24 protein-coding genes are annotated in these 26,163 nt (G+C 41.0%); 5 read left to right on the top strand and 19 right to left on the bottom strand.

The window, feature by feature from the left end:
- Positions 1-15 precede the first annotated feature (15 nt).
- The 8 genes from WFH04_RS02045 to WFH04_RS02080 all read right to left on the bottom strand — a co-directional run bounded on the left by WFH04_RS02045 (position 16) and on the right by WFH04_RS02080 (position 7,995).
- On the bottom strand, positions 16-480 hold the full coding sequence (locus WFH04_RS02045) for a PPC domain-containing DNA-binding protein (RefSeq protein ID WP_336822389.1): 465 nt from the start codon (positions 478-480) through the stop codon (positions 16-18).
- A complete protein-coding gene (locus WFH04_RS02050) occupies positions 473-1,234 on the bottom strand; it encodes an SDR family NAD(P)-dependent oxidoreductase (RefSeq protein WP_336822390.1) in 762 nt (253 codons plus the stop codon). Before WFH04_RS02050 ends, WFH04_RS02045 begins: the two co-directional genes overlap by 8 nt.
- 12 nt (positions 1,235-1,246) lie before the next feature.
- Positions 1,247-2,569 carry a TRAP transporter large permease gene (locus tag WFH04_RS02055; RefSeq protein WP_336822391.1) on the bottom strand — a complete coding sequence of 441 codons (1,323 nt, stop codon included), beginning with the start codon at positions 2,567-2,569 and terminating at the stop codon, positions 1,247-1,249.
- Positions 2,566-3,051, bottom strand: coding sequence for a TRAP transporter small permease (locus tag WFH04_RS02060; protein ID WP_336822392.1), 486 nt, complete (start codon positions 3,049-3,051; stop codon positions 2,566-2,568). Before WFH04_RS02060 ends, WFH04_RS02055 begins: the two co-directional genes overlap by 4 nt.
- Before the next feature lie 21 nt (positions 3,052-3,072).
- Positions 3,073-4,098, bottom strand: a complete 1,026-nt coding sequence (locus WFH04_RS02065) for a DctP family TRAP transporter solute-binding subunit (RefSeq protein ID WP_336822393.1) — start codon at positions 4,096-4,098, stop codon at positions 3,073-3,075.
- A 1-nt stretch (position 4,099) separates the two neighbouring features.
- Positions 4,100-5,422, bottom strand: a complete 1,323-nt coding sequence (locus WFH04_RS02070; RefSeq protein WP_336822394.1) for a (Fe-S)-binding protein — start codon at positions 5,420-5,422, stop codon at positions 4,100-4,102.
- A complete protein-coding gene (locus WFH04_RS02075; protein WP_336822395.1) occupies positions 5,415-6,827 on the bottom strand; it encodes an FAD-linked oxidase C-terminal domain-containing protein in 1,413 nt (470 codons plus the stop codon). The genes WFH04_RS02070 and WFH04_RS02075 overlap by 8 nt, the downstream gene beginning before the upstream one ends.
- Before the next feature lie 274 nt (positions 6,828-7,101).
- Complete coding sequence (locus WFH04_RS02080) at positions 7,102-7,995, bottom strand: helix-turn-helix domain-containing protein (protein ID WP_408020156.1); 894 nt, start codon at positions 7,993-7,995, stop codon at positions 7,102-7,104.
- 134 nt (positions 7,996-8,129) lie between these two features.
- Here WFH04_RS02080 and WFH04_RS02085 point away from each other — a divergent pair, with 134 nt between their 5' ends.
- The gene (locus tag WFH04_RS02085; RefSeq protein ID WP_336822397.1) at positions 8,130-8,318 is read left to right on the top strand and encodes a hypothetical protein; all 189 of its coding nucleotides are present in this window, start codon (positions 8,130-8,132) and stop codon (positions 8,316-8,318) included.
- A gap of 103 nt (positions 8,319-8,421) precedes the next feature.
- Here the strand turns inward: WFH04_RS02085 and WFH04_RS02090 are convergent, their stop codons facing one another.
- On the bottom strand, positions 8,422-9,528 hold the full coding sequence (locus WFH04_RS02090) for a CdaR family transcriptional regulator (RefSeq protein WP_336822398.1): 1,107 nt from the start codon (positions 9,526-9,528) through the stop codon (positions 8,422-8,424).
- A 398-nt stretch (positions 9,529-9,926) separates the two neighbouring features.
- Between WFH04_RS02090 and sda the strand changes: the two genes are divergently transcribed.
- Entirely contained in the window at positions 9,927-10,064 is a 138-nt protein-coding gene (gene sda / locus WFH04_RS02095; RefSeq protein ID WP_381480195.1) for a sporulation histidine kinase inhibitor Sda, read from the top strand.
- Between the two features lie 48 nt (positions 10,065-10,112).
- Here sda and WFH04_RS02100 read toward each other — a convergent pair whose 3' ends face one another.
- From WFH04_RS02100 to WFH04_RS02115, 4 genes are all read right to left on the bottom strand, one after another.
- Positions 10,113-11,492: a S41 family peptidase gene (locus tag WFH04_RS02100; RefSeq protein ID WP_336822400.1), complete on the bottom strand. Its 1,380-nt coding sequence runs from the start codon at positions 11,490-11,492 to the stop codon at positions 10,113-10,115.
- A gap of 129 nt (positions 11,493-11,621) precedes the next feature.
- Positions 11,622-13,598 (bottom strand): TRAP transporter permease, encoded by a 1,977-nt coding sequence (locus WFH04_RS02105; protein WP_408020157.1) that lies wholly within the window; start codon positions 13,596-13,598, stop codon positions 11,622-11,624.
- Positions 13,599-13,608: 10 nt separating this feature from the next.
- Entirely contained in the window at positions 13,609-14,067 is a 459-nt protein-coding gene (locus WFH04_RS02110; RefSeq protein WP_336822442.1) for a DUF1850 domain-containing protein, read from the bottom strand.
- A gap of 31 nt (positions 14,068-14,098) precedes the next feature.
- Positions 14,099-15,091: a TAXI family TRAP transporter solute-binding subunit gene (locus tag WFH04_RS02115; RefSeq protein WP_336822402.1), complete on the bottom strand. Its 993-nt coding sequence runs from the start codon at positions 15,089-15,091 to the stop codon at positions 14,099-14,101.
- A 238-nt stretch (positions 15,092-15,329) separates the two neighbouring features.
- Between WFH04_RS02115 and WFH04_RS02120 the strand changes: the two genes are divergently transcribed.
- Positions 15,330-16,478, top strand: coding sequence for a polysaccharide deacetylase family protein (locus WFH04_RS02120; RefSeq protein WP_336822403.1), 1,149 nt, complete (start codon positions 15,330-15,332; stop codon positions 16,476-16,478).
- A 599-nt stretch (positions 16,479-17,077) separates the two neighbouring features.
- A complete protein-coding gene (locus WFH04_RS02125) occupies positions 17,078-18,124 on the top strand; it encodes a 2,3-butanediol dehydrogenase (protein WP_336822404.1) in 1,047 nt (348 codons plus the stop codon).
- A 265-nt stretch (positions 18,125-18,389) separates the two neighbouring features.
- Here the strand turns inward: WFH04_RS02125 and WFH04_RS02130 are convergent, their stop codons facing one another.
- Positions 18,390-19,883, bottom strand: a complete 1,494-nt coding sequence (locus WFH04_RS02130) for a class I adenylate-forming enzyme family protein (protein ID WP_336822443.1) — start codon at positions 19,881-19,883, stop codon at positions 18,390-18,392.
- Positions 19,884-20,077: 194 nt separating this feature from the next.
- On the opposite strand from WFH04_RS02130, the gene WFH04_RS02135 reads away from it, so the two are divergent.
- Positions 20,078-21,016 (top strand): LCP family glycopolymer transferase, encoded by a 939-nt coding sequence (locus WFH04_RS02135; protein ID WP_336822405.1) that lies wholly within the window; start codon positions 20,078-20,080, stop codon positions 21,014-21,016.
- A gap of 28 nt (positions 21,017-21,044) precedes the next feature.
- Here WFH04_RS02135 and WFH04_RS02140 read toward each other — a convergent pair whose 3' ends face one another.
- Genes WFH04_RS02140 through WFH04_RS02160 form a run of 5 tightly spaced genes read right to left on the bottom strand, consistent with a single transcriptional unit; the run spans position 21,045 to position 26,079 of the window.
- Complete coding sequence (locus tag WFH04_RS02140) at positions 21,045-22,196, bottom strand: M20 family metallopeptidase (protein ID WP_336822406.1); 1,152 nt, start codon at positions 22,194-22,196, stop codon at positions 21,045-21,047.
- Entirely contained in the window at positions 22,171-23,226 is a 1,056-nt protein-coding gene (locus WFH04_RS02145) for an ABC transporter ATP-binding protein (protein ID WP_336822407.1), read from the bottom strand. Before WFH04_RS02145 ends, WFH04_RS02140 begins: the two co-directional genes overlap by 26 nt.
- Positions 23,223-24,212: an ABC transporter ATP-binding protein gene (locus WFH04_RS02150; RefSeq protein WP_336822408.1), complete on the bottom strand. Its 990-nt coding sequence runs from the start codon at positions 24,210-24,212 to the stop codon at positions 23,223-23,225. Before WFH04_RS02150 ends, WFH04_RS02145 begins: the two co-directional genes overlap by 4 nt.
- A 13-nt stretch (positions 24,213-24,225) precedes the next feature.
- Complete coding sequence (locus WFH04_RS02155) at positions 24,226-25,149, bottom strand: ABC transporter permease (protein WP_336822409.1); 924 nt, start codon at positions 25,147-25,149, stop codon at positions 24,226-24,228.
- A gap of 12 nt (positions 25,150-25,161) precedes the next feature.
- Positions 25,162-26,079 carry an ABC transporter permease gene (locus WFH04_RS02160; RefSeq protein WP_336822410.1) on the bottom strand — a complete coding sequence of 306 codons (918 nt, stop codon included), beginning with the start codon at positions 26,077-26,079 and terminating at the stop codon, positions 25,162-25,164.
- Between the last annotated feature and the right edge of the window lie 84 nt (positions 26,080-26,163).

The raw sequence follows: 26,163 nt of genomic DNA on the forward strand, positions 1-26,163 counted from the left end.
TCTTCAACACCCCTTCTACCTAAATTGAAAAACAGGAATGCCCCAAATCTCATCCACTTCACGTTGCATCCGTACATTATTGAGTGGAAGTAATAAGAACTCAACTGTAACTGCGACCGGATTTTCCCCATCTAAAAAATGGCCGCCATTCAAGTTCTTATTACAATCAACAAACATTCCGTGGAAATGAACTTCAAGCTCCTCCTCCATATCCAATCCGACAAACCCCGTCCCAGACAAGAGTTCTACCGGCGTATCTGTTTTTACCTTCTCTGAATAGACAAGAGACCCGTCTGATTGTTGATCCAATTGCACGTATGTAGCGTATTGGAGCGAACCGATGCATTGAAATTGGGCCGCTTGCACGCTGAATAATCGGCATACTTCTTTAATGCCTTGGAAAAAGTCAACGTCCTTCATAAGCCTGCCAATAATTCGATTCGACTTTTCGTCGCGCACCGCTTGAATTCGATTATCCAAAGTTGTAGCCCCCATCTACCCTGAGCACTTGCCCCGTTGTATAACCCGACTCAGGAAGAGCAAAATAATTGATCGCTTCTGCAATATCATCCGGCGTGCCCATTCTTTTGATCACTTGCCTCTTCAAATCATAAGCAACATTTGCTGTGATAGCTGTCTCAGTGGCGCCTGGCGCAACCGAATTACACGTAATTCCCATTGGACCCAACTCTTTTGCGACCCATTTCGTTAAAGCAATTACAGCGCCTTTAGAAGCGGCATAAGCAGGGCCCGATCGATTATGTTTGCCATCTTCTCCTGAAACCGCCCCTCCGTTAATGCCGGAAATGGAGCTTATATTAATAATCCTTCCGTATTGCTGCTCAAGCATATGTGGATAGACAACTGATTGTATAAATAGAAATGTCGCCTTCACATTCGTATCTAAATCACGATCCCACACATCTAACACCATATCTTTAATCCCTACCCTGCCACATGTGCCCGCATTGTTCACTAAAATATGCAGCTCCCCAAATGTATCCGAAGCACGTGCCACTGCCGCTTTTACAAATTCAGGATCCCTTATATCCCCTAAGCATTCTAAAACATTGGCATCTGGCTGAAGCTGCCGAATAGATTCAATCGTTTTACTGCATGAATTTATATCTACTAAAACGACATTGGCACCTTCATTTGCCAACCTGCAAGCCGCACTTGCCCCAATTCCGCTTGCTGCACCGGTAATAATGGCAGTCTGCTCTTTCAATCTCACTTCCTCATCCCCTTATTTAACTTTGAGTAGGTCTGGTAAAAATGTCGATAGCTGCGGTATATACGTAATGAGCAAGAGGATAATAACGGATGATACGACAAACGGAAATACTCCTTTTGAAATTTCTCCGATGGAATTACCCGAAATGCCCGCCGCAACAAATAAATTCAGTCCGACCGGAGGTGTAAATAAACCGATTGCCAAGTTGACTGTCATAAAAACCCCGAAAACTGTCGGATCCACGTCAAATGAAATCATGATTGGCAATAAAATCGGAATGAAAATGTAATAAGCTGAAATCGCATCGATGAACATTCCTGCAATAAGTAATAAAATATTCACCAATAATAGAATGATAATCGGATTATCTGAAATACTAAGCATGGCAGTCGAAATTTGCCGCGCAATCTGCTCGGTCGTAATAATATACGCATAGACGGATGCCGCACTGACAATGAACATGACGACCGCAGTTTGTACAGATGCTGACACTAAAATGTCAAAAAGCTTTTTCATATTCAATTCACGATAGACGAAAAACCCTACAAATAACCCATAAAATACTGCAACAACAGCTGCCTCAGTAGGTGTGAAAAAACCGCCATAAATACCGCCTAAAATGATGATCGGTATTAACAGCCCCCAAAAAGCGCCTAAAAATGCTTTCAACTGTTCCATCAATGTTGCACGTTTTCGTACAGCTACCGATAGTAGTGGCCCTGCCGTCCTTTCTTGCTTCCATCGGACATACATGGCGGCTACAATAAATCCAACGCCCAATAATAGACCTGGAATTACACCTGCAATAAACATTCTGCCGATTGATACCGGGATTTGATCGCCCGCAACGACCGCAAAGACGATAAAAGCAATGCTTGGCGGAATGATAATGCCGATTGCACCCGAACTTGCAACAAGTCCTCCGGCTGTCTCTTTTTTATAGCCGTTTTTCACCATCGCCGGTATTAAGATTCCGCCGATCGCAGCGACAGTTGCTGGCCCTGAACCGGAAATCGCCGCAAAAAAGATAGCGGTCATCACCGTTACGAAGACAATGCCACTTTTCCGGTGCCCAACGAGGGATTGGGCAAAGTCAATCAATCTCTTTGAAATACCTGCCTGTTCCAAAATGACACCAGCTAAAATAAAAAACGGAATGGCTAAAAGTGTAAATTTGGATACGCTTGAATACATAATATCCGCAACCAATTCCAGCCCGAACATCCCGCTACCCGTAAAGAGGACGGCTATGGAAGATATAGCAAGCGCTACCGCAATCGGCAGTCTGAGCATTACGAGCACGATGAATAATCCGAATAAAATAAATGCCATCATACCGTTCGCTCCCCTTTCCTGTTCTGTTCAAGCAATTCCTTAACCGTCACTTGAATCGTTCTAAGCAAGCATAGACAAGCTCCAATCGGCATCATTATGGAAAAATACCATTGAGGCCATCCTAAGGAAGGTGTCTTCTGCCCCATTTGAACTTGGAACAGCACCATTTGAATACCGAAATAGATCAAAATGACAAAGAGCAAGGACATCATTAAACCAACAAGTACGGTAATCATATTTTTAATCACTTTATTCGAACGGTCATAAATCAATGTAAAGCCAAGATGTGCGTGTTGGCGCACACCTATGGCAGTACCGACAAATGTTAAAGCAACAAATAAATTCACTGTAATTTCCTCAGTAAATGAAAATGAATAGTTCGCTACCCCTCTTGAAACAATATTGACAAATGCAATGGTGGACATGATGGATAAAACGATCGCAACTATCCACTCTTCTAATCTGCTAATCACCTTTTCCATTCATGTAACCTCCGTCTACTATCATTGATCTTGAAATGCTTTGAGCAAGTCCTCGCCCCAAATATCCGTATATTTATCGTAAACAGGTTGAACAGCTTCTCTGAATTGCTCCATTTCATCCTCCGTCGGTTCATAGAATTCCATACCAGCCGCTTTCAATTCCTCAATTTGCTGAGCCTCTTTTTCACGAGCCAATTCCACTTGATAGTCAGCAGCTTCTTTACCTAATTTCTTAATTAATTCCTGATCTTCTGCGCTCATTGAATCGAATAATTTTTTGTTAATGCCCAATACTAACGGATCGTAAGAATAGTTCCAAGACGTCAAATAATCCTGCACTTCGTTCAGCTTGGAAGAATGAATGACATCGATTGGGTTTTCTTGTCCATGGATCGTGCCTTGCTGCAATGATGTGAATACTTCTGAAAAGGCCATTGTTGTCGGATCAGCGCCTAATGCACGATACAAATCGGTATACATCGTAATGCCCGGAATGCGAACTTTCATCCCTGCCATATCTGTAGGCGTTTGAATCGTCTTTTTACTATTTGTAATTTGGCGAAAGCCGTTTTCCCCATACCCTAACAGCTCAACGCCTTTTTCATTCAAAATGTCGGCGATCATTTCTCCTCCTGCTCCATTAAATACCTTGTCCACTCCTTCTTTATCTTTGAACAGGAACGGTGCACTTGGAACACCGAAACGGTCATCCAAAATTGAGTAAATGATCGTCGAGTGGAAGCTCAAATCGGTTTGCCCTTTCGCTAGAAGCTCGACCCCTTTTCCTTGGTCTCCTCCGGACAGCTGTTCGTTTGGATACACTTCAATATTGATCCGCCCATCAGTTTCTTCTTTCAGATCGTTCGCTAACTTTTCAGCTGCTTTATACCAAGTTGAGGAGTCATTTACTGTGACAGACATTTTCAAATTATATGTTTTTCCATCAGCCCCATCCTTCGTATCGCCTTTCGCATCTGAACAAGCACCTAACATAAGCATTGCGGTTAGCCCAATTGCTCCTAAGATCCTTCCTCTTTTCAACTTCATTTCAATCCCCTCCATCTTCTCTCCATATTTTTTCGTGAATATAATCTACTAAGTGGACAGCCCGGATGTTAGTAAAGCCTTCTTTCTCCACTCCGACTTGCATTTGAAGCAAACAGCCTGGATTTGTCGTGACAATTGTACTTGCGCGAATCCGTTTCACCTCTTCCATTTTCGTCTTCAAAATTCTGGATGCCATTTCGGGTTGCAATAAATTATAAATACCGGCAGAACCGCAGCATTGATGCGCACCGGGTAATTCAACAAAGACACTACCCTTCACGGATTTTAAAAGATTCCTTGGCTCTTCCTTGACGCCATTTACGTTTCTCAAATGGCAAGAATCTTGGTACGTTACAATTTCGTTTTGTGGCAAATTGGGCATCAATTTCAATTTCTCAGCCATCCCAAGTTTCAAAAGCAGGGAGGATATATCAATTTGCTTGTCCACAAATTGCCTTGCCTTAATTGAATAAGCTGGATCGTCTGCAAACAACCGATCATATTCCGATAGAAATGCACCGCAGCCACCAGCATTATTGACGATGTAGTCAATTGCCTCTAAATCAAACGCTTCAATATTCACCTTTGCATTTCTTGTTGCACGTTCCATCTCTCCACTATGCCCTTGCAGCGCACCGCAGCATTGCTGATTTTCAGGAATGATCACTTCACAGCCTAAGGAGTTCAAAAGCTCGATTGTATGTCGGTTCGTCTCTTTGAATATCGTATCCATTAGGCAGCCTGTGAAAAATGCAACTTTCGTTTTGACCGGTACATTCTGGACAGTATTTATCTCTTTTGACGGAGGCTTCGGAAGCGCTTTCTCCATTTCTTTAATAAAGGGAGGAAATAATTCTAAAAAACCAATTTTCCGTACCACCTTCTGCAATCCTGAACGCTGATAAAAATGGACAAGTCCAACGGCTTTCTTCATTTTTTGATGATCTGCAAATAAATGATCAAATGCCCCTTTGCGAATCGTCTTTTCTTTCAGCGACTGTTTTTTTACAGATACGATCGCTTCTCTCGTTTCTTCGATCAAAGTGCCGTATTGCACCCCTGCCGGACAGACAGGTTCACACGCCCGACAACCTAAACATAAGTCGAACGCCTCTTCTATAGAGCCGTCCCATTCTACGACGCCATCTCGAACAGCTTTCATGAGCGCAATTCTTCCGCGTGGCGATTGCGTCTCATCAAAATCTGAATGAATATAAGTAGGACAAGATAGAAGACAAAAACCACAACGCATGCAATCCATAATCCGATCTTCATCAACATGCTCAATGAAAGACTTCCTCATCGTTTCCGCTTGTCTAACCATGATGTACCACAACTCTCTTTTTCGTGGATTTCGCAAAAATTTTATTTGGATTCATAATATTGAAAGGATCAATTGCTTGTTTAAGCCTTTTCATAACATCAATTCCTGCTTTGCCTATTTTCCATTCGAGATAGGGCGCTTTCATTTCCCCGACACCGTGTTCGCCTGTGATCGTGCCTCCCAATTGGATTGCATAGTGAAATATTTCCGCAAAGGCCATTTCAACCCTTGCCATCTCCTCCTCGTCTCTAACGTCAGTCAATATTGTAGGATGTAAATTTCCATCTCCTGCATGACCAAACGTACAAATGAGCAAATCATATTTTTGGGCAATTTCCTGCACTGCCTTTACCATTTTGGCAATCTCTGACCTCGGAACAGTAGCGTCTTCCAAAATGGTTGATGGACGTTTTCTTGCCAATGCCGACAAGGCAACCCGACGTGCAACACTTAAATTAGCGGCTTCCTCCACGGATTGTGCCATTTGAGTAGACGTCGCGCCGTGTTCCATGCAAAGCTTATGTACAAGTTCCATATCTTTCTCAACAACTGCCGGATCTCCGTCCTGCTCTATAAGCAACATTGCCTCGCAATTCGTTGGCAGTCCTATTTTCATGAATTCCTCCACCGCTTCAATTGTCCCTTTATCCATGAATTCAAGTGCTGCAGGCACAATTTTTGCTGCAATGATTGAGGAAACAGTTAGTGCAGCTTTTTCAAGTGTGTCGTAAAAGACCAATAATGTTTTTTTCGATTCTGGAGCGGGAATTAAACTGAGTGTAATTTCGACAACGATACCTAATGTGCCCTCAGCCCCGACAAACAGGCTCGTTAAATCATAGCCCGCCACATCTTTCGCCAATTTGCCACCCGTCGTCAACAATTCCCCATTCGGTAACACAATCTTTAATGCCTTTACATAATCTCTCGTCACTCCATATTTCAATCCGCGAAGTCCGCCTGAATTTTCGCTTACGTTTCCACCTATCGTAGACACACTCATCGAGCTTGGATCAGGAGGATAAAACAATCCTGCATCGGCTACATATTCATTGATTTCTTGAGTGATAACGCCGGGTTGCACAGTCAATGTCAAATTCTCAGTGTCCAATTCCAATATGTTATTCATTCGGTTGAACAACAGTACAACCCCTCCAGCTGTTGGAGTTGTGCCTGCAGCAAGGTTCGTCCCTGACCCTCTTGAAATGATCGGAACATTGTGCTCTGCGCACACTTTGACAATCGCTTGTATTTCATTTATGGAAGCAGGCGATATGATCAGGTCCGGAAGCGCTTGAAAATTAGCAGTTGCATCATACGAATAGGCTAATTTTTGTGCTACCGTTGTCCTGACATGCGCACTGCCTGTTATGGCAATCAATTGTTCCTTTATATGCGCATCCATTCAACAGCCTCCTTCTATCAAATAATTCTATATTTACAATCACATTGTAATAGTTCAATAACTCCGAATATATAGCTATATGAACAATGTTTACATACTTTTCGGCATGTTTTTTTGTTTACTATCACAAAACAACAATAAAACCGCAAAACTCTTTGATTTTTGTCTCACTTGAAACTGCGCTCCAATCAGTAAGAAGATCACTGCCGTAAAATGTGAAAAACAAACGGATCTTGGCATAATAAATACCAAGACCCGTTTGGTCGATACAATGCTATTCCTCAAATGATAAATTTACAGGCTCGTCCAATAACTTAGGCACAAGCTCCAAATTTGTAGTGGCAGTCGTTTCCGCCACCTCTTCAAAATGAAATTGATTTACCCATAGCTTTCCCTTTCCTTGCAATAGAACCCCGAACGAAATGACACTACTATTAGCTGGTACATCTAATACAAGTGAATAAAAATTCCAATCCATTGTACCGCTTATAGGTCGATTGCTCATATTATCAAACTGCAGCACATCTCCTATTTGATTGTCTACGCGCATCCAAGCCCCTGCAAATTGTTGTACTTCTTCACATTTGATAAAACACGATAATTTCACCCGTTTGCCAATAAATTGATCCGCTTTAAATTGTTGCATCATCGTTGCAAACTCATCTGCCCCAGTTACGAATTCAGAATGCAGAAACCCTGAAGCTTTTCCTATATGGACAATTTGTCTGTCAATTCCCATTCGATAATTTTGTGGGTGACTGCCACTTAAAAACCAGCCTTTTATTTCCTGCATAAAACATTCCTCCTTTATCAAAATAATGCTTCTCATAATCCGTCGATACTCCCCCGGCGACAGATGATATGCTTTCTTAAAGGCCCGGCTGAATGCTTCTTGGGAGTTGAACAGAGCATGGAAAGCAATGTCTATGATTCGCTCATTCGAATGCAGTAATAATACCGCAGCTGCTGCAAGTCTCCGTGTACGAATGTATTGATCCACAGTCATATTCAAAACCGACTGAAACAATCTATGGAAATGGTACTTCGAATAACCCGAAAAATTGGCAACGTCTGTTAGTTGGATTTCCTTATCCAAATTCTCTTCAATCCATTCGACTGCGCGTTGAATTGTCTGTTCATCTTCCAAGAAACTCCCCTCCTTTGTCATCATGATTATAGCGAATGAATCATCAAGATTTTTGATAGAAGTTGCGAATCTTCTTAATAGCACATCGCAAGTTCAATCAAAATGAAATCTTTATCTATTGTTATCGTAATGGAGAACAGATAAGGGGGGATGTTATGAAAAATGTGAGCATCGCAATTGGCAGTATCATAATGGGCGCGATCGTTGTCTGCGTGCATACTTTTATCCAATATCTTTTCACAAAAGATATGCCAAATTTTTTTGATACGAGAAAGATTATTTTATTCTTTATTGTATTGATCAGTTGCTTTGTACTATCTAAAAGAGAGACGAATAGTGAGTAAACAACCACGAGGGAAGTCTTACCGGTGAAAGAGAAACTCGAAAGCGCCCACGGACATTAAACAAAATCGACAGATATCCGGGGCGCCTTTTTTGCGAATGGCGTCATTTTCCAATCTCATCGAGGAGGCGGGTTCCAAGATAGAGTAGTAGAACATCATGTATATTGCTTACACAAAGACCGGTGAGCTGTTCAACCTTTTGCAGCCGGTACGACAATGTGTTTTTATGTATATGCAGCTTTTTAGCAGTTTTTTGCATGGATTGGTTTTCTTGAAACCACATGCGTACATTGGAAAGAAGTTCCGGCTCTTTCAATAAAGGCGCGACCGTTCGTTGGATGAATTCTTCTCGTGTAGGTTCTGCAATGCTTTGCAATACGAGTTCAAATCGCAATTCATTTTCAAATAAAATTCGCTTCAATTTTTTCGAAGCATTTGCCGCACGTTCCGCCTGCATGAAGGAAGCAGCTAAATTGAAGTGATCTGTTTGCCCCCCAATTCCTGCAGCCACAAGTATTTTCTTTCTTCTCTTTATATAAAGCAAAAAATACTCTAATTCACTTCTTAAAATGTCTTGATTCATTTCTGGAAGAAGTAGTATTAACTTATTTTGTCCCCAACGGATCACTTTGACATCTGGATGAATACTTTGGGCTGACATGAACCCGTCCACTTCTTCTACTGTAAATTGCTCTTCCATGTTCGTCACTTCTAACACAGCAACTTGTTTATAAATGTCCGCCTTTATTCCAAGTAAAAGCCCCCTTTCAAAAAAACGATCATCCATTCTATACGTTGTTAACCAATCAAAGACGAAAAACTCAATATCTCGGGTTTTTTCTTCACGTTGCTTCCTTTTCATCGCATCCTGAATAAACAGCTCCGTAACACGCAATATTAATTGAGCTTGTGGATGAATAACTTGTGGATCTCCTGTAATCCCCAATCCCGCAATCGCTTGGCCATCAATGACAATTGGCATAACGACCCCATTACGCACCCCTTGTAATGTCTTTACTTCCTTATCAGACATGTGCAAGATCTTTTTCTCTCTCAAACTAATTAATGCACCCTCATGAAACTGGTTAATCCGCTCTTTATCTGTACTTGCTTGAATAAATCCTCTACGGTCAGTTAAAATGACATCTTCTTTGATGAGCTCTGCTATTTCACTTACAATTTCCTCTCCTAACCTATCAAATTTGAACATGACCATCCCCCCGAATGAATGAAAATTTGTTCCTACTATACTACCTTAATTACATAATAGTCACAATATTTAATTCATACTGAAAAGACTTTAGATTTGTATTCAATCAGAAGAAGAATGGCCCCGATTATTCCAAAAAATCAAGAAAATCGTTCGACAAATTTCGAGTTTCTCATGACTGTGGATAACCTTTTCCACATTACCCCCATTGAAGCAATTGACTTTCTACATTTACAAACAAGTTAACCACAAGTTATCCACGAAATCATGTGGATAAAAGAACGGTTGTTCCATGTGAAAAATTTTGGTACGGTGAGAGTAAGAATTCGAAACGCCTAGTATATGCATCGATCTTAATCATTATTACTATGTATGGAGGTGCCCCGCCATTGTTAGAAATGCCGGATGATTTGCTATTAGATGCCTATAAAAAGGCTGTCAGTCTAAACCTTTGTCCTCAGTTCATTAAACTATTAGAACTTGAAATCCAGCGACGTAATTTGCCTCTTCACATTGACCTTGTCGGAAATAAATAATGAGAGCCATCCTACCACAACATCGGCAGCTTGGCTCTCACTCCTTCTTTATTTTATCGTGACTTTCAATTGAATTCCATCTTTCACTTGCTTTCCTTTAAGATCTTTCCATTGTGGATGAATGACAAGCAAATAAGATTGCTCTGACTCCAAAAGTTCATCCGGAATAATTTTCACCGTTTGCCCATCAACTACTTCTACATGCACACTCACTTCTTGTCCACCTAATTGGATAAGTTCTATAGCGGACGCATCCATCGTCTTCTGATCCATCATTGTAGTCAAATTTACGGTAAATACTTTGTCCGAAGACACTTCTTTCAATGTCGGCAGTTCTTTATATGTCTTATATTTTTCCTTAAGATGGTCATAATGTGCTCTTTCTACCTCTTTACCAATATCCGTTAGAACATCAGGTTTTACGCCTAACGCGTCAACCGCTTGGCCTTTTGGCGAATAAAAACGGGCTGTCGTCAGTTTTAAAGCACTTCCATCCTGAAAACTATACATGGACTGCATTGTTCCTTTGCCATAGGTCGTTTGCCCATATAATTTTGCGGCACCCATTTCTTTTACGTTCACGGCTAACATTTCAGACGCACTTGCGCTATTCTGATTGATGAGCAAGGAGATTCTGCCTTTCAAATTCACTTTCTGCTTAATGGCAGTGTACACTTCCGGTTCCTTATTCCGCTCTCTCAATTGAAAAGCATTTGGTACATTTGGAAAAAACCCCGTCACTTCTTGGGCGGCTATGATATAGCCACCGCCATTGTCCCGCAAATCAATAATAAAACTTTCTGCATCTTGCATTGCTTGAATGACTCGCGACATTTCTCTTGCAGAATCTGTCGCGAAGCTATTGAGTCGAATATAGCCTACATTTCCACCCAATTTTTCAGCTTCTACGGTCGGCAAATGGATTTCAGCACGTTTTATCGTGACGTCTCTCTTTTCTTGTTGATGAATAATAGATAACTTGACAGGAGTCCCTTCAATTCCACCAATTAAAGAAATAGCAGCTGAAACAGGCTTAGCATGCAGTGATATGCCATTCACATGCGTAATGATATCTCCAGCAACAATGCCGCCTTTGTCGGCCGGACCTCCTAAAATGACAGACGTGACCACTATTCCTTCATTGCTCTCTGCTAATACGACGCCGATCCCGACAATCCTTTGCTCAATTTCATTCATAAATGTATTGAATTCTTTCGCTGACATATAGACGGAATGAGGATCAAGGCCGTCAGTAATTTGCCTGCCGCTCCCCCTCATGAGAACCGTATCCGACACTTCATCTACGTAATGATCTTTCACTAACTGGCGGATTTCTTCAAGAGGCTCAGCGGTAGCAGTCGTTGTGAATGGCAATATGACAAATAGGAGTGCAAGCCAAGCAATCAATGGATACAAGCGTCTTTTCATTACATCAAGCCCCTGTCTTTATACGTTTCTTCTATTATACGATTTCATGGACAATTCCGATAGAGTAATCGTATATCAATTCAAAAAAAGCCCCATTGCAATCGCAACAGGACTTCCATTTTTAAATTATTAAGCAGATACGCTCTGTTCTTCTTTTTTATTTTTTGCGTAATTCAACGCAAACATAGCAACGACAATGATAATGCCGACAATATCAGTAATTGTTTCAGGGATGATCAACATCAACGCTCCCGCACCAAGAACTATGCGCCAAAGCGGATTAAGATGCGTTTTAAAATAGCCTTCTATAGAGGCACTTAATGCGATAATTCCGATGATGGCGGTAACAGTAATCATTGTAATGGCAATAAATGAAGCCATCGGAAATTCACGAGCATTCATAGCGACGCCTGTCGTGTCGATCATCAACATCGCTGGATTATACACGAACATAAACGGTATTAGAAAGCCTGCAGCCGATAGCTTCAAGGCTGTAAATCCAGTTTTCATTGGATCTCCGCCAGAAATTCCTGCTCCTGCAAACGCAGCGAGGGCAACAGGAGGCGTAATGTTCGCAAATATACCGAAATAGAATACAAACATATGAGCAACTAAGATCGGAACGTCAAACACTGCTAATGCAGGTGCAGCCATCGTCGCTGTAATAATATATGCCGGGATGGAAGGAAGCCCCATACCTAAAACCATTGAAGCAATCATCGTAAAGAACAATGTTAAGAACAATGAACCAGCACCAAGGCTAGCAATCGAGGAAGTCATCACATTTCCGAAGCTCGTCAAACTAACAACACCGATAATGATACCGACTACAGCACAAGCAACCATGACAGATAATGATTGGCGTGCACCGCTATCCAATGCTCCTAAAATATCTTTTACGGACATGCGGGTAGATTTCCTAAATGCCGCCACTATGACTGTTGCAACAATCGTATAGAATGCCGCATGCCCGATCGGGACATTGCGGTACAAAAGAAAAATAAGAAAAACAATCGGCAACAGCAAATGCCCGCGCTCTTTCATTACTTCTTTTACTCGTGGTAGATCCGGTTTCGGTATTCCCTTCAAATTCTCTTTTCCTGCCCGGAAATGAACTTGCATAATAACAGCCAAAAAATAGAGCACCGCAGGAATCAAAGCTGCAAGAGCAATTGTTCCGTATTTAACACCTGTCGTTTCCGCCATAATAAACGCACTTGCACCCATGATCGGCGGCAATATTTGCCCCCCAACGGAAGCGCTTGCTTCAACGGCGCCTGCAAAGTTTTTCGAGTAGCCGACACGTTTCATCATCGGAATTGTAAATGCCCCGGTACCTACTACGTTCGCCACTGCGGCACCGTTAATACTTCCCATGAATCCACTTGAAATAACCGCAACTTTCGCAGGTCCTCCTTGCTTATGACCTGCTAGTGCCAAAGCTAAGTCGTTAAAAAACTGCCCCATTCCTGATTTGGCTAAAAAAGCACCAAACAAAATGAATAAAAAAATGAACGATACGGAAGCACCGATTGCTGTAGAATACAGCCCTTCTGTCTTCAAATACATTTGCCCAAAAATATCGCCCAAATCATATTGGCGGGTCATCATTTTCGTTGGCATCCAATCCATATGGCTGAAAAAAGGATAGGCCAAAAATAGAAGAGCTAACAGAGGGAGTATCCATCCAGTTACTCTCCTTGCAGCTTCAAGAATAAGCACAACGGTTACAATAGCCATGACAATATCGAATGTATTTGGAATCCCGCCACGTGTCGTGACGATAGCCGTATATTCCACGATTAAATAGCCGGCAGTTGCTAACCCTAAAAGGAAGAGCACCCAGTCGTAAATAGCAATTTTGCTTCTGTTTTGCTTATTATACGTTGGATAAATGAGATAAATTAACCCAATCCCTACCGCTACGTGAACAGCTCTCTGCTGGAGTGTCGGCATTGGATTAAAGGTAATATATAAATGGAAAATCGAATATAGAATCGCTACAATTGATACAAAAAAGGCAACCTTTTTCCCTGTAAGCTTTCTTACCTTTGATTCGGTATCAAATTTCTCTAAAAGCTCAGCTTGCTTCTCTTCCGATAATATTTCTGTATTTTCAAGTTGACTTTCCTTGTTTTTTAATTTCGTCAATTTTTTCACCTCTTATAATCTTCCACAACGGTGTTTTTTCGACACGGAAGATGACTGTTTCGTGATTATCGATAAACTCATATAGCGGAATTGTATTCTTTTCTGTGTATAATGTCGTTTTCGTGTTTTCCGATACAGTGAGACGGAGTTCCTCAAATTTTTCATGAATGCTCATATGGATAAACCCATCTTCCGATCGGATCACTTCCTTATCCGAAGGAACTCCTGCTCCGAATGTTTTGAATTTTGTTTCCGTTAAATGGAGGTCGCCATTTACGATTCCATATGTTTCATACCAAGGCTCTTTTTCAACTGAATGTATCCATCCGATTTCAAAAGACTTGTCAGTCAAATAAAAACTACCATCCATATACGTCATTTGAATGGTAGGAATCTTGATGGCAAAAATAGCAAGCAGGAGCATGATCAAGAGCATGCCCCCGCCAAGGTATTTCTTACTTTTGCTCATCGTAGTACTTTTGTGCACCAGGATGAACAGGTGCTACCATGCCTTGCTGTGCACCATCAAGTGTAATTTCTGTCGCTGCTTGGTGAGAATTGCCAAGCGCATCTAAGCTTTCGAAGAATTTCTTTGTCATTTTATAGACATCATCCTCGCTCAATTCGCTGCTCACGACGAGAGCATTCATAATTGCAGCTGTCGGAACTGCTTCCGCATTGCCGTATGTATCAGCAGGAATATCCAATGCTACGAAATAAGGTTGATCCTTTGCAATTTCCTCGATTTTGGCTGGATCTACTGAAACGAGGCTCAAATCAATGCTTGCAGCCAACTCCATCACCGAGGAGTTTGGTAGACCACTCGTCAAAAATGCTGCATCGATGCTTCCTGATTTTAAACCATCTGCAGCTTCAGCGTAGCCTAAATAGTCGACTTTCAAATCATCGTAAGTGATACCGAAACCATTCAGTAAGTTGCGAGCATTCACTTCAACCCCGGAGTTTTGGTCACCTACTGCAACGCGTTTCCCTTTCAGATCTTCAATCGATTTAATTCCTGAATCTGCTGTTGTAACAATTTGAACATAATTTGGATAAAGAGCTGCGATTTGCTGAACTTCCCCTACTTTTGAAGAGAAGTTGCCGATCCCTTCAACTGCCTCAGTGAGTACATCACTCATGACAAAAGCCATTTCAACTTTTCCTTCTTTAATTAAGTTGATATTTTCTACGGAAGCTCCCGTTGACTGTGGCTTCGAGTTAACTCCAAATTCCTTCGAGTACTCATTTGCCAATGTTGTTCCAATGATATTGTATGGACCTGAAGAACCACCCGTCGCAATCGTAACAATTTTTGTATCAAGGCTGTTACCGCTTTCATTTCCACCTTCAGAGCCTTCGTTTTTATCTCCATCTCCACAAGCCGAAAGAATGGACGCGCTCATGAAAGCGCTTGCGAATAATAGACCATATTTCCTTAACTTCATAACCAATCATCCTTCCTACTTTTTATCTATTGGCTTGTATAAGCTTACATTATCTGAATTAAAAATACAAGACTGCTTTTCTGTTAAATTAAAGTATTATATTTTTTTCTTTTTTTCGCAACTAATAAATGAGCATCTTACATTGGTATCACTTTGTAATACATAAATGCATTAACAATTTATAGCCTCCTGTCGATATAGTAATTGGAACTTATTTAGCCGAAGGGAAGCAATCATTTTGAAAAAAGTCATTTATTTCATAGTGCTACTACTATTTATAGCACCAGCAACAATACAGGCGAAGAGCCCATTGACCGTTAGCATTACAGAAACAACGCCTGTCTATAAAGAAGCACAAAAGGTCGCTGTTTTTAATAAAGGAACATCTCATACTATATTGAAAGAGTCCGACAGGTATTATCACACTGTAATCGGAAATGAAGAAGTGAAATTTTCGAAAAAACGAGCAAAAGTAAAAAAGGACACTCCCGGTTCATTGAAAGGTGCTCATCCAGTAAAAGCGACAACGATAAAACGAGTTTCCATTCTCCACTCTCCTTCCAAACAAGGAAAAGAAATCGGTCAGCTACAGCCGAATACGACAATTGATTTACAGCGGGCAAAAGGAGATTATTACCCAATCAATTTTGGGGGGAAAACGGGTTATATACATAAAAATGATGTTCATGTCGATGCGGGTATCCCAGTACTTATGTATCATGACCTAACAAAAGTGAAAACGGACGACAATGTATCAGTGCTTGAAATCTCAAAATTCGAAGAGCAAATGCGCTATTTAAAGAAAAATGGCTGGACAACGATTACTACGGAGCAATTAGAATTATGGCTGCGTAGACAATTGGAACTGCCTAAAAAATCAGTGTTAATTACATTCGATGATGGGTACGAATCTATAACTGAATTCGCTTATCCAATTTTAAAACAAAATGGTTTTCAAGCGACTTCATTCCTAATTACGAGCCGTATCGGTCGACCCGGAATGGTATCAGCAGAATCCATACAAGCAACCGCCGATGTATTCGAATATCAAAGTCACACACATCGATTCCATATGTTCAATTCGCTTACCAACTTAAGCTTTTTGCAATCCGAATCTTATTTCGCAATAATGATGGATTTAAAAGAAGCGAATGATACAATTGAAGACATTTTAGGTTCTCCCTATAAAGTGACAGCGCATGCCTATCCATATGGTAAATATAGTATTGACGCTATTAACGCATTACAAGATGTAGGAATTTCCATTGCCTTTACAATAGATGAAGGTAATGTCCATCGGGGCGATCCGATTATGTCTCTCCAGCGCCAACGCGTTCACTCATCGATGTCTTTGACCGATTTTGCAAATAAATTGAATGGCAAATAAAATAGTTGCACTTCATCTCAAAGCAACCATTCTGTCATTTTGTAAAGCAACAAGCTGAACCCAGCAATCTTCATGAGAGGATTAGCTGGGTTTTTTAATCGCTACATTTAATCGTATTTAGAACAATTAGCGTAGCAGCAATCACTGAATTTATAAAAAGGGAAATATTTATACAGGAGTTAGTATCGGTACGTAAGCGTGTTTTACCTCATACCCAATCCAACTGTGTTTCGGTTCTTCATTGATTATGAAGTAAATAGGACTGAGCTGAAGCATATTTATTTACAACAAAGAATTACATGAATACAATATTTATCATAAACGTTTGTACATACAAATGAAACGGCGTTTAGCTTTTCGAACATTTCTCGAAAAAAGAGAGGGTGACTCGCTGGAAGAACTAACTTTAGAGCAAATTCGAATAGATAAGGTAAACATTTAGATGGACAAGATGAGATACAATGCAGGTGACACGTTCTGATCATTCGCGAGGTAGATGGACTTGTGAAGTTTGCAACTATACAAGCGGATGAAATGACATGGCTTGTTATGATGGCGGAGCAATTAAACAATATAGGTACATCAAGGAGGAAAGTATAATGAAAGCAGCTGTTATTTATGGAGTCAAAGATGTGAAAATTGAGGAAGTTAACGAACCTTCTGTATCCAAAAAAGATGTAAAGGTAAAAGTAAGTTGGGCCGGTATATGCGGCAGCGACTTGCATGCGTATCATTATGGGTTAGGAATACCAACCGAACCAAATGAGTTAACCGGTGTACAAGCTCCTTTAGTTCTTGGGCATGAATTCGCTGGTACCGTTGTTGAAATAGGCGAAGATGTAACAGACGTAGCAGTTGGTGATCGCGTAGCAATTGAGCCCTTAATATATCCCGATGATGATGTCTACGTTCGACAAGGTCGATATAACTTGGCAAATAAATTTGCATTTTTGGGCGTTCAATCGAATGGCGGCTTTGCCGAATATGCTGTTATGAACGAAAGAATGGTCCATAAACTTCCTGAAAATGTCTCCTTGGAAGAAGGGGCCCTTATAGAACCAACAGCTGTTGCTTTGCAAGCAGTTCGAGAAAGTCAATTAAAAGTTGGTCAAACCGTTGTCGTTTTTGGCGTTGGCCCTATTGGTCTATTAACGATCATTTCTGCTAAAACGGCAGGGGCTGCTGAAATCATTGCAGTTGATATCTCAAACGAACGCCTAGCATTGGCAAAAGAAGTTGGAGCAACTATCACCATCAATAGCATGGAGGAAAATCCAACTGAAAAAATCTTATCACTTCACGAACATGGTGTGGACATTGCATATGAAGCGGCTGGTGCTGAAATTACATTTAATACAGCTCTAACTGTTTTGAAGAAACGCGGTCAACTGATGGTTATAGCCGCTTTCGGAAAACCAGTATCAATCGATGTAACGCAACATCTAATGATGAAGGAAATTAACATTACAGCTTCTTTTTCATACTGTAATATCTTCCCTGAAGTCATTCATTTAATAGCTTCGGGAAGAATGGATGTTAAGAAAGTAATCACTAAAAAAATTGCTTTAGATGACTTAGTTGAAAATGGACTCGAATTACTGGAAAAAGATAAAAGTCATGCCAAAATACTTATTGATTTAAATTAAAAATCGTCTGATGGATAATGAAATATAGGTAAATCCGTATCATCGTAACCCCTCAAGTATCACTTTTAGAGGTCAGTTGCATTTAGTTTGATTTGGATCTATCATTAAATCCACAAAATGGGCTATCCAGAAGCTCAGTGAAAACTGACTTTCTGTGTTAGCCCTTTTTTTGTTGGTTTGAAAAATGGTGCCATTCTTGAAACTTCTTTCAGTATTGGATGTGAAAAACAACGGGACTGGTGTGGACTAATTCGACAGCCATTTGTCATTCATTTACGATAGACTTTACCTCTTTCCTCAACGTATGCTTTAGCACTTTGCCAGAAGCGTTTCTCGGAAGCTCATCAAGAAATTCAATTTCATGAGGAATTTTATACTTTGCAAGGTTTTTTGCGCAATGTGCAAAGACATCCTGCTCTGTCAATGTTTGACCCTTCTTGACGACGATATACGCTTTCGGCACTTCCCCAAATACCTCATGTGGAATTCCAATTACCGCTGCTTCCATCAATTCCGGAAGTTGATAAAGCACTTCTTCCACTTCAACCGGATAGACATTTTCACCGCCCCGGATAATCATATCTTTTTTACGATCAACTATATAAAGCAAACCGTCATCATCCATTCTGCCAAGATCACCCGTGTACAGCCACCCATCTCGAATCGCTCTTTTGGTTTCCTCTTCATTTTTCAAATAGCCTTTCATCACTTGCGGCCCTTTCATTACAATTTCACCTACTTGGCCAACAGGTAGGAAGTTGCCGTATTCATCTACAATGCGCAATTCAGTTTGAGGCAAAGCTTCTCCGACAGAACCGATTTTTTTTAGTGCCAAATGATCTTTCAAAGTCGATGCGGCGGGCGTATTTTCTGTTTGACCGTACAAATTTTGAACTTTCACTTGAGGGAACGCAGCCTTCAGCTTTTTTAATATTTCATATGGCATTGGAGCCGCTCCGTAACAGAATAGGCGCAAGGCTTGCAGCTCTACGTCTTTAATTTCTGGCATATTCAATAGGATCGTATACATGGACGGAACACCGAAAAACATGGTCGCTTCGGAAGCTTGCAATAAATTCAGCGTTTCCTTTGGAGAGAAGGACTCTTCGATAATGATCGTTCCGCCTTTCAACGTAACAGGTACGGCAAAAACATGGCTTGCTGCACAGTGGAAAAGCGGTGTGGAGATTAACATGCGATCCGATTTAGTGATCTCCATTGCTTCAGCCCAAATCGTTGCTGTCGAAAGGATATTTTGATTTGTCAGCATGACACCTTTTGGCTTGCCCGTCGTCCCTGATGTATACATCACAACAGCTACATCATCCCCAAATTGTTTTTTCGGCTCGAAAAGGAGATCATCATTCTCAAATATGCTATCCAAATCAGATAGTGATATCTTTTCATTGAATGAATGATTTATTTTATGAACAATCTCATTTAAACGCTCATCATAAATGATCGCTTTTGCTTCAGAATGGTTGAAGATATATTCCACTTCTGGGGCAGTCAACTTTGTATTGACGGGCATAACTGTAAATCCGCCTAGCTGGATTCCGAAATAACATACTAAAAAGAGATCCGAATTTAATGTATAAAGGGCAATGATATCCTCTTTCTCATATCCCTTTTCCTGAAAATATGCTGCTACCTTTTCTGCCTTTCCAAAAAAGTCTTTGTACGTCCAATTACGGCCATTAAAAGAAGTAAATATTTTTTCAGGTTGTTCCTCAACATGTTTGCGCAAAACATCCGTCATAAACCCCAATCCTCACCACTCCTTTTTTCGATTCGTCTCCCATTCACTATCATATTATCAATCAAAATTTCAGAGTACAAGTTATATATTGAACATTCTGTAACTATATTTTAAGGAGCACGCCGACTACTTTTTTAGTCAATTGCGTAAACTATTACCAACGAATGTTTCATACTCAATGTGGGGGCGTAATGATGAGCAATAAACTTAAGTTCACAATTCAATTGGCGATCGGGATCATCGGCATTTCCCTAATGGCACTTACAATTTATAGTCTCTTTTTCTTAAAACAGGTTACAGAAACAGCGAAAGAAATACATGTGCCTATGGAACGGCAGGTTTCTGACAAAAGAGAGGAACCTATTGTTTTTCAAAAGAAAGACCCTTTTTCTGTTCTATTATTAGGCGTTGATGAGCGGGATGGAGATAGAGGACGATCCGACACAATGATCGTCTTAACAGTGAATCCTACACTGAAGTCGACAAAAATGCTTAGCATTCCGAGAGATACATACACACTGATTGTCGGAAAAAATATTGAAGATAAATTGAATCACGCTTATGCATATGGTGGTATTGAAATGTCTTTAAATAGCGTGGAGCATTTATTGGATTTGCCGATCGATTATGTTGTACAAGTGAATATGGAAAGCTTTCAACAGATTATTAATGCATTAGATGGCATTACTGTTGAAAATACGATGGCTTTTAGCGAGGAAGGGTTTTCATTCCCTAAAGGTTTAATTCAAATGAATGGTGAAGAAGCATTGGCATATGTCAGGATGCGCTATCATGATCCTCGGGGCGATTTTGGCCGTCAAGATCGTCAAAAAGAAGTCATTCAAGCGGTTTTACGCCGGAGCGCGTCATTAAACAGCCTATTAAATGTGAAAGAAATTTTCGATGCAATTAAAACGAATGTACGCACAAATATGACATTAGACGATATGATCGATATTCAGAAAAACTATCGTGAAGCGGCAAAGGACGTGGAACAATTGATGCTGACACAAGGTCATGGCAAGTGGATTGACGGCATTTGGTATTACGTAGTGGACGATGAAGAATTGGCTCATGTAAGTAATGATCTCCGCCTTCATTTATCGATTGAAAAAGAAAGAGGCTCCGAATGATTTGCGATCGGGGCCTCTACTGCATTCTTTATACAGTTACACTTGTTTTTTTCGATAATTCGACACATAGTTCTGCCAATAAATTTGTTCTTTCAATTAAAGAGGGGACTTCCAAATATTCTTCTTCACTATGGGCTCCGCCGCCGACAGGTCCTAACCCGTCGATTGTTGGTACACCAACTGCCGAAGTGAACGATGCATCTGATCCCCCACCCGTTGCGACATCGGTAATGTCAATCCCCAACTCGCGGCCTTTTTCCTTAATGATATTCAAGAGCATAATTGTCATGTCGTTTTTCACCATTGGAGGACGATTAATGCCGCCTTCCAATGTAATAGAAGTGCCTGAAACGTCCGGCGTTGCACATATTTCCCGAATTTGCCGGTCCAAAATGGCTGCTTGTTCTGTTAAAGTAATGCGAACATCCACATGCCCGACCGCAGATGGAGCAATCGTATTGACCGACTCCCCTCCTTCAATCAAACCGACGCTGACGCTAATTCCTTCCTCATGATTTGTTAAAGCATGCAGTTTGACAATTTTATGGGCTAGCTCCTCTATCGCACTAATTCCAGCTTGCGGTTCAATGCCCGAATGGGCTGCTTTCCCTTTCACATATATGGAATATCGCCCTCCTCCACGTCGGGCTGTTACTAAAGAGCCATCTTTGCGTGCAGGCTCCATTATTAGGGCATAGCTCTTTCCTTTCGCCGTTGATTCAATTAACCCTCTTGAAGTCGGCGAACCAATTTCTTCGTCTCCATTCAAGATGATTTGAACGGATTTTAAAGCATCTTCATTGTTCTCCTTCAATGCTTTCATTGCGTATAAAAGGGCAACTTGGCTCGCTTTCATATCAATGACCCCTGGTCCATAGGCGCGGTTCCCTTCAATTTTAAAAGGACGCTTTTGAGCAGTTCCCTTTTTGAAGACGGTATCCATATGCGCGACAAAAACAAGTGAAGGTTTCTCTGCACCTTTATAAGTGAACAATAAATTGTTTCCATTTTGATCGTTCTTAAAAACTTCTGTTGTAAAACCGATTTCCTCATAGCAAGCTTTCAAAATTGTTCCAACTTCATCGATTCCCTCTTTATTTGTTGAACCCGAATCAATGTTCACTAACCTTTCCAATAGGTTCAGCATTTCTTGTTCATTTGCTTGCAGAAATTCCTTCAAGCTCATCTTCCCCTTTCTTGTTTTGAATCGTTCTAAATGGAAAATGGCAAGCGACAGAATGGCCTTTTTCCAGCTCAATTAAATCCGGTTCCTCTGACTTGCATCGTTCTTGCGCATACGGACAACGCGTCCGAAACCTGCATCCTGAAGGGATATCGACGTTGCTTGGTATATCGCCTTCCAAAATGATCCGTTCTCTCGTATCTCGTATGAAAGGATCTGGCAAGGGCACCGCTGACACCAAGCTTACTGTATACGGATGCATCGGTTGATTGAATAATTGATTCTTCGTTGTAATTTCTACAATTTTTCCTAAGTACATAACTGCAATCCGATCACTAATATATTTCACAGCTGGCAAGCCATGCGCAATAAAAATGAACGTCAAAGAAAACTCTTTTTGCAGCTTAATAAGCAAATTCAGTATTTGGGCTTGAATGGAAACGTCTAATGCGGATACTGGTTCATCGCAAATAATGAGCTTAGGCCGTAACGCTATTGCTCTTGCAATGCCAATTCGCTGGCGTTGCCCACCGCTAAATTCATGCGGATAACGGCTGCCGTAAGAACGATCTAAGCCTACTGCATCCATCAATTGATAAACCTTTTCACGAATTTCATTCTTTTTCATCTTCGTATGCGTTTTCAACGGCTCGCCAATAATGTCAACGACTCGCATACGAGGATTTAAGGATGAAAACGGATCCTGAAAAATCATTTGAATATCCGCACGGGATTTTCGCATTTCCTCTTTCGTCAGCTGATCTAAATCTTTTCCATTGAAAATAATTTTACCATCGGTTTTCTCAAGCAAATGAATTAATAGATTACCTGTTGTCGATTTGCCGCATCCTGATTCTCCAACGATTCCTAACGTTTCTCCTTCATTTAGATAAAAATTGATTCCATCAACAGCTTTCAGCAATTTCTTTTTCCTAAACCCATCTGACACTTCAAAGTGTTTTTTTAGATTTTGCACTTCCAATAAAGGCCGTTTGTCCATTTCTTGAACAGATAAATTGTCTTTCATGAAACGACAGCCTCCTTTTCTGCATAAAGCCAACATCTCACTTGATGATCATCCGAAATTTCCTCTAAAACGGGTTCTTGAACAATACATTGTTCCGTAGCAAAAGGACAGCGCGGATGAAACTTGCATCCGACTGGCATTGTGGCTGGCGTAGGCACCGTACCCCGAATGGACGATAGCTCTTCTTCCGCTTCATGAAATTTCGGCGTACTGTCCAAGAGCCCTTTCGTATACGGATGCTTCGGGTTACTGAACAACGTGAAAACGTCTGTATGCTCAACTACTTGCCCGGCATACATGACAACGACTTTATCCGCCATTTCTGCCACTACACCTAAATCATGGGTGATCAATAAAATCGCAGTATTATTTTCAGTAGATAATTTCTTCATTAACTCTAAAATCTGTGCTTGAATCGTTACGTCCAAAGCTGTTGTCGGTTCGTCGGCGATGAGCAGCTTCGGATTGCATGATAACGCCATCGCAATCATGACCCGCTGGCGCATGCCTCCGCTCAACACATGCGGATACGAATCAAAAACTTTTTCTGCCCTTGGTATTCCAACATGCTTTAGCATTTCAATTCCTTTTACTCTTGCAACCCGCTTATCTACTTTCTGATGCAATTTAATTGCTTCAGATAATTGATTGCCAATTGTAAATAAAGGGTTAAGTGACGTAAGCGGTTCTTGGAAAATCATCGCAATTTCATTCCCTCTTAATTTGCGATACGCTTTCTTATCTATTTTTGTCAAATCTGTTTTCTCAAAAAGGATACTGCCCTTTTCTACCTTGCCCGGGGCCTCAATCAACCCCATAATAGATAGCGATGTGACGCTTTTCCCCGAGCCCGATTCACCTACGATCGCAAGTGTCTCTCCTTCCTTCACTTCAAAGGAAACACCATTTACCGAAGGCACCTTGCCATGTTCTGTCTTAAAGTACGTATGCAAATTATCCACTTTCAAGATCGTTTCTGTATTCATGTCGCCATCCTCCTTAACTCCGGCTTTGTGAACGAGGGTCTAAGACATCACGCAGCCAATCTCCTAAGAAGATGATGCCCAAAACTGTAATCGTAATCGCCAAGCCTGGGAATGTTGCCAACCACCAGCTTGTCGCTAAGTAATCACGGCCATCGCTCAAAATTCCGCCCCAAGAAACGGTCGGCGGTTGTACGCCTAATCCTAAAAAGCTTAGTGAGGCTTCCAAAATAATCGTAGTCGCAACGCTTAAAGTCGAAATGACAATAAAAGATGAAATGACATTCGGCAATATGTGGCGGACAATAATCTTTACATTTTTAACGCCTAATGAACGAGCCGCCCGTACATATTCACGTTCTTTAATGGAAAGCGTTTCCCCTCTTACAATTCTCGCGTACGCAGTCCAATTCGTAACGCCTAATACGATGATTAATGTTGGCACGCTCGGTCCAAATACCGCTAAAAAAACTAACGCAAATAAAATATTGGGGATTGATAAAAATGAATCGACAAGTCGCATGAGAATCGCATCAATCCATTTGCCGTAATATCCCGATACAAGACCAATGAGAATACCAATTATGCCAGCTAAAATGACGGATGAAATTCCAACAAGCAAGGACACTCTTGATCCGTAAATGATTCTGCTTAAAATATCACGTCCTAAGTTGTCGGTTCCTAAAAAGTATCCAGATTCTCCTCCATCTAACCAGGAAGGAGGCTGCAGCATTTTGGCTGGATTAATTGCGTTCGGATCATGAGGTGCCAAAAGAGGAGCGAAAACAGCTATGAAAAACACAATTATGATAATCAAAAAACCGAATGTTCCAGTCTTGCTTTTTAAAAGTGATTTGGACAAGCTGACGAACGCATTCCTTTTTTTCTTCTCGCTTTTTATTCCGATAGGATCGGCTGTATGTTGAATATTTGCTGACATTTCGATCCCCCCTTAACTGTATTTAATACGCGGGTCCAAAATTCGGTAAATGACATCTGCCAATAAGTTCATCAAAATGACTAAAATAGCAATGATGAATACACTCGCCTGTACAATCGCCATGTCCCTCGTATTGACTGCTTGAATGAGAAGCTGGCCCAATCCAGGCCATGAAAATACCGTTTCTGTAATTAAAGCACCACCGACAAGCGTTGAAGTTTGGAGTGCTGTAATCGTTACTACAGGTATAAGAGAATTTCGGAAAGCATGTTTATAAACAACGAAAAAGTCACGAATTCCTTTACTCTTCGCAGTTCTGACGTAATCCTGACTTAAGATTTCGACCATGCTCGAGCGGATGAGCCTTGTCATTTCCGCAGCAATGCCCGTCCCCAATGTAATAGCAGGTAATATTAAATGGGCAACAGTGCCTCTTCCTGATACTGGAAACCATCCTAATGTGACAGAAAATAGCAAAATTAGCATTATTCCAAGCCAGAAATTCGGCATCGCTTTGCCAAGAACCGCTCCACCAGTTGCCAAAAGATCCATTGAAGTATTCTTTTTCGTCGCTGACCAAATTCCGAACGGTATGCTAATTATTATTGCAATCAGCATAGCTGCCGCAGCCAATTCCAAAGTGGCAGGTAACCGTTCAAGGACTAACGGCAATGCTTCTGTGTTGTATCGAAATGAGTTTCCAAAATCTCCTTGCAATAGCCCTAACATATACTTTCCATATTGCACGATAAATGGCTGGTCAAGTCCGAGCGCAGCAGTTAACCGTTCAATATCTTCTTGGCTCGCATCCTCTGGCAACATTAGTGCAACTGGATTTCCTGCAACAAACACGAGCGAAAAAACGATAAATGAAATGATCAATAGCACCGGAATGAATTCCAACAGTCTTTTTAATAGGAATTTCAGCATCCAAATGATACCTCCCTTACAACTTGTTTACGAAGTCTTTATATGATGTGAAATGCTGTATCAACACCGAATCAAGCTCTGCGT

The organism is Sporosarcina sp. USHLN248 (assembly GCF_037144575.1).
In the GTDB taxonomy this organism is placed as follows: Bacteria; Bacillota; Bacilli; order Bacillales_A; family Planococcaceae; genus Sporosarcina; species Sporosarcina contaminans.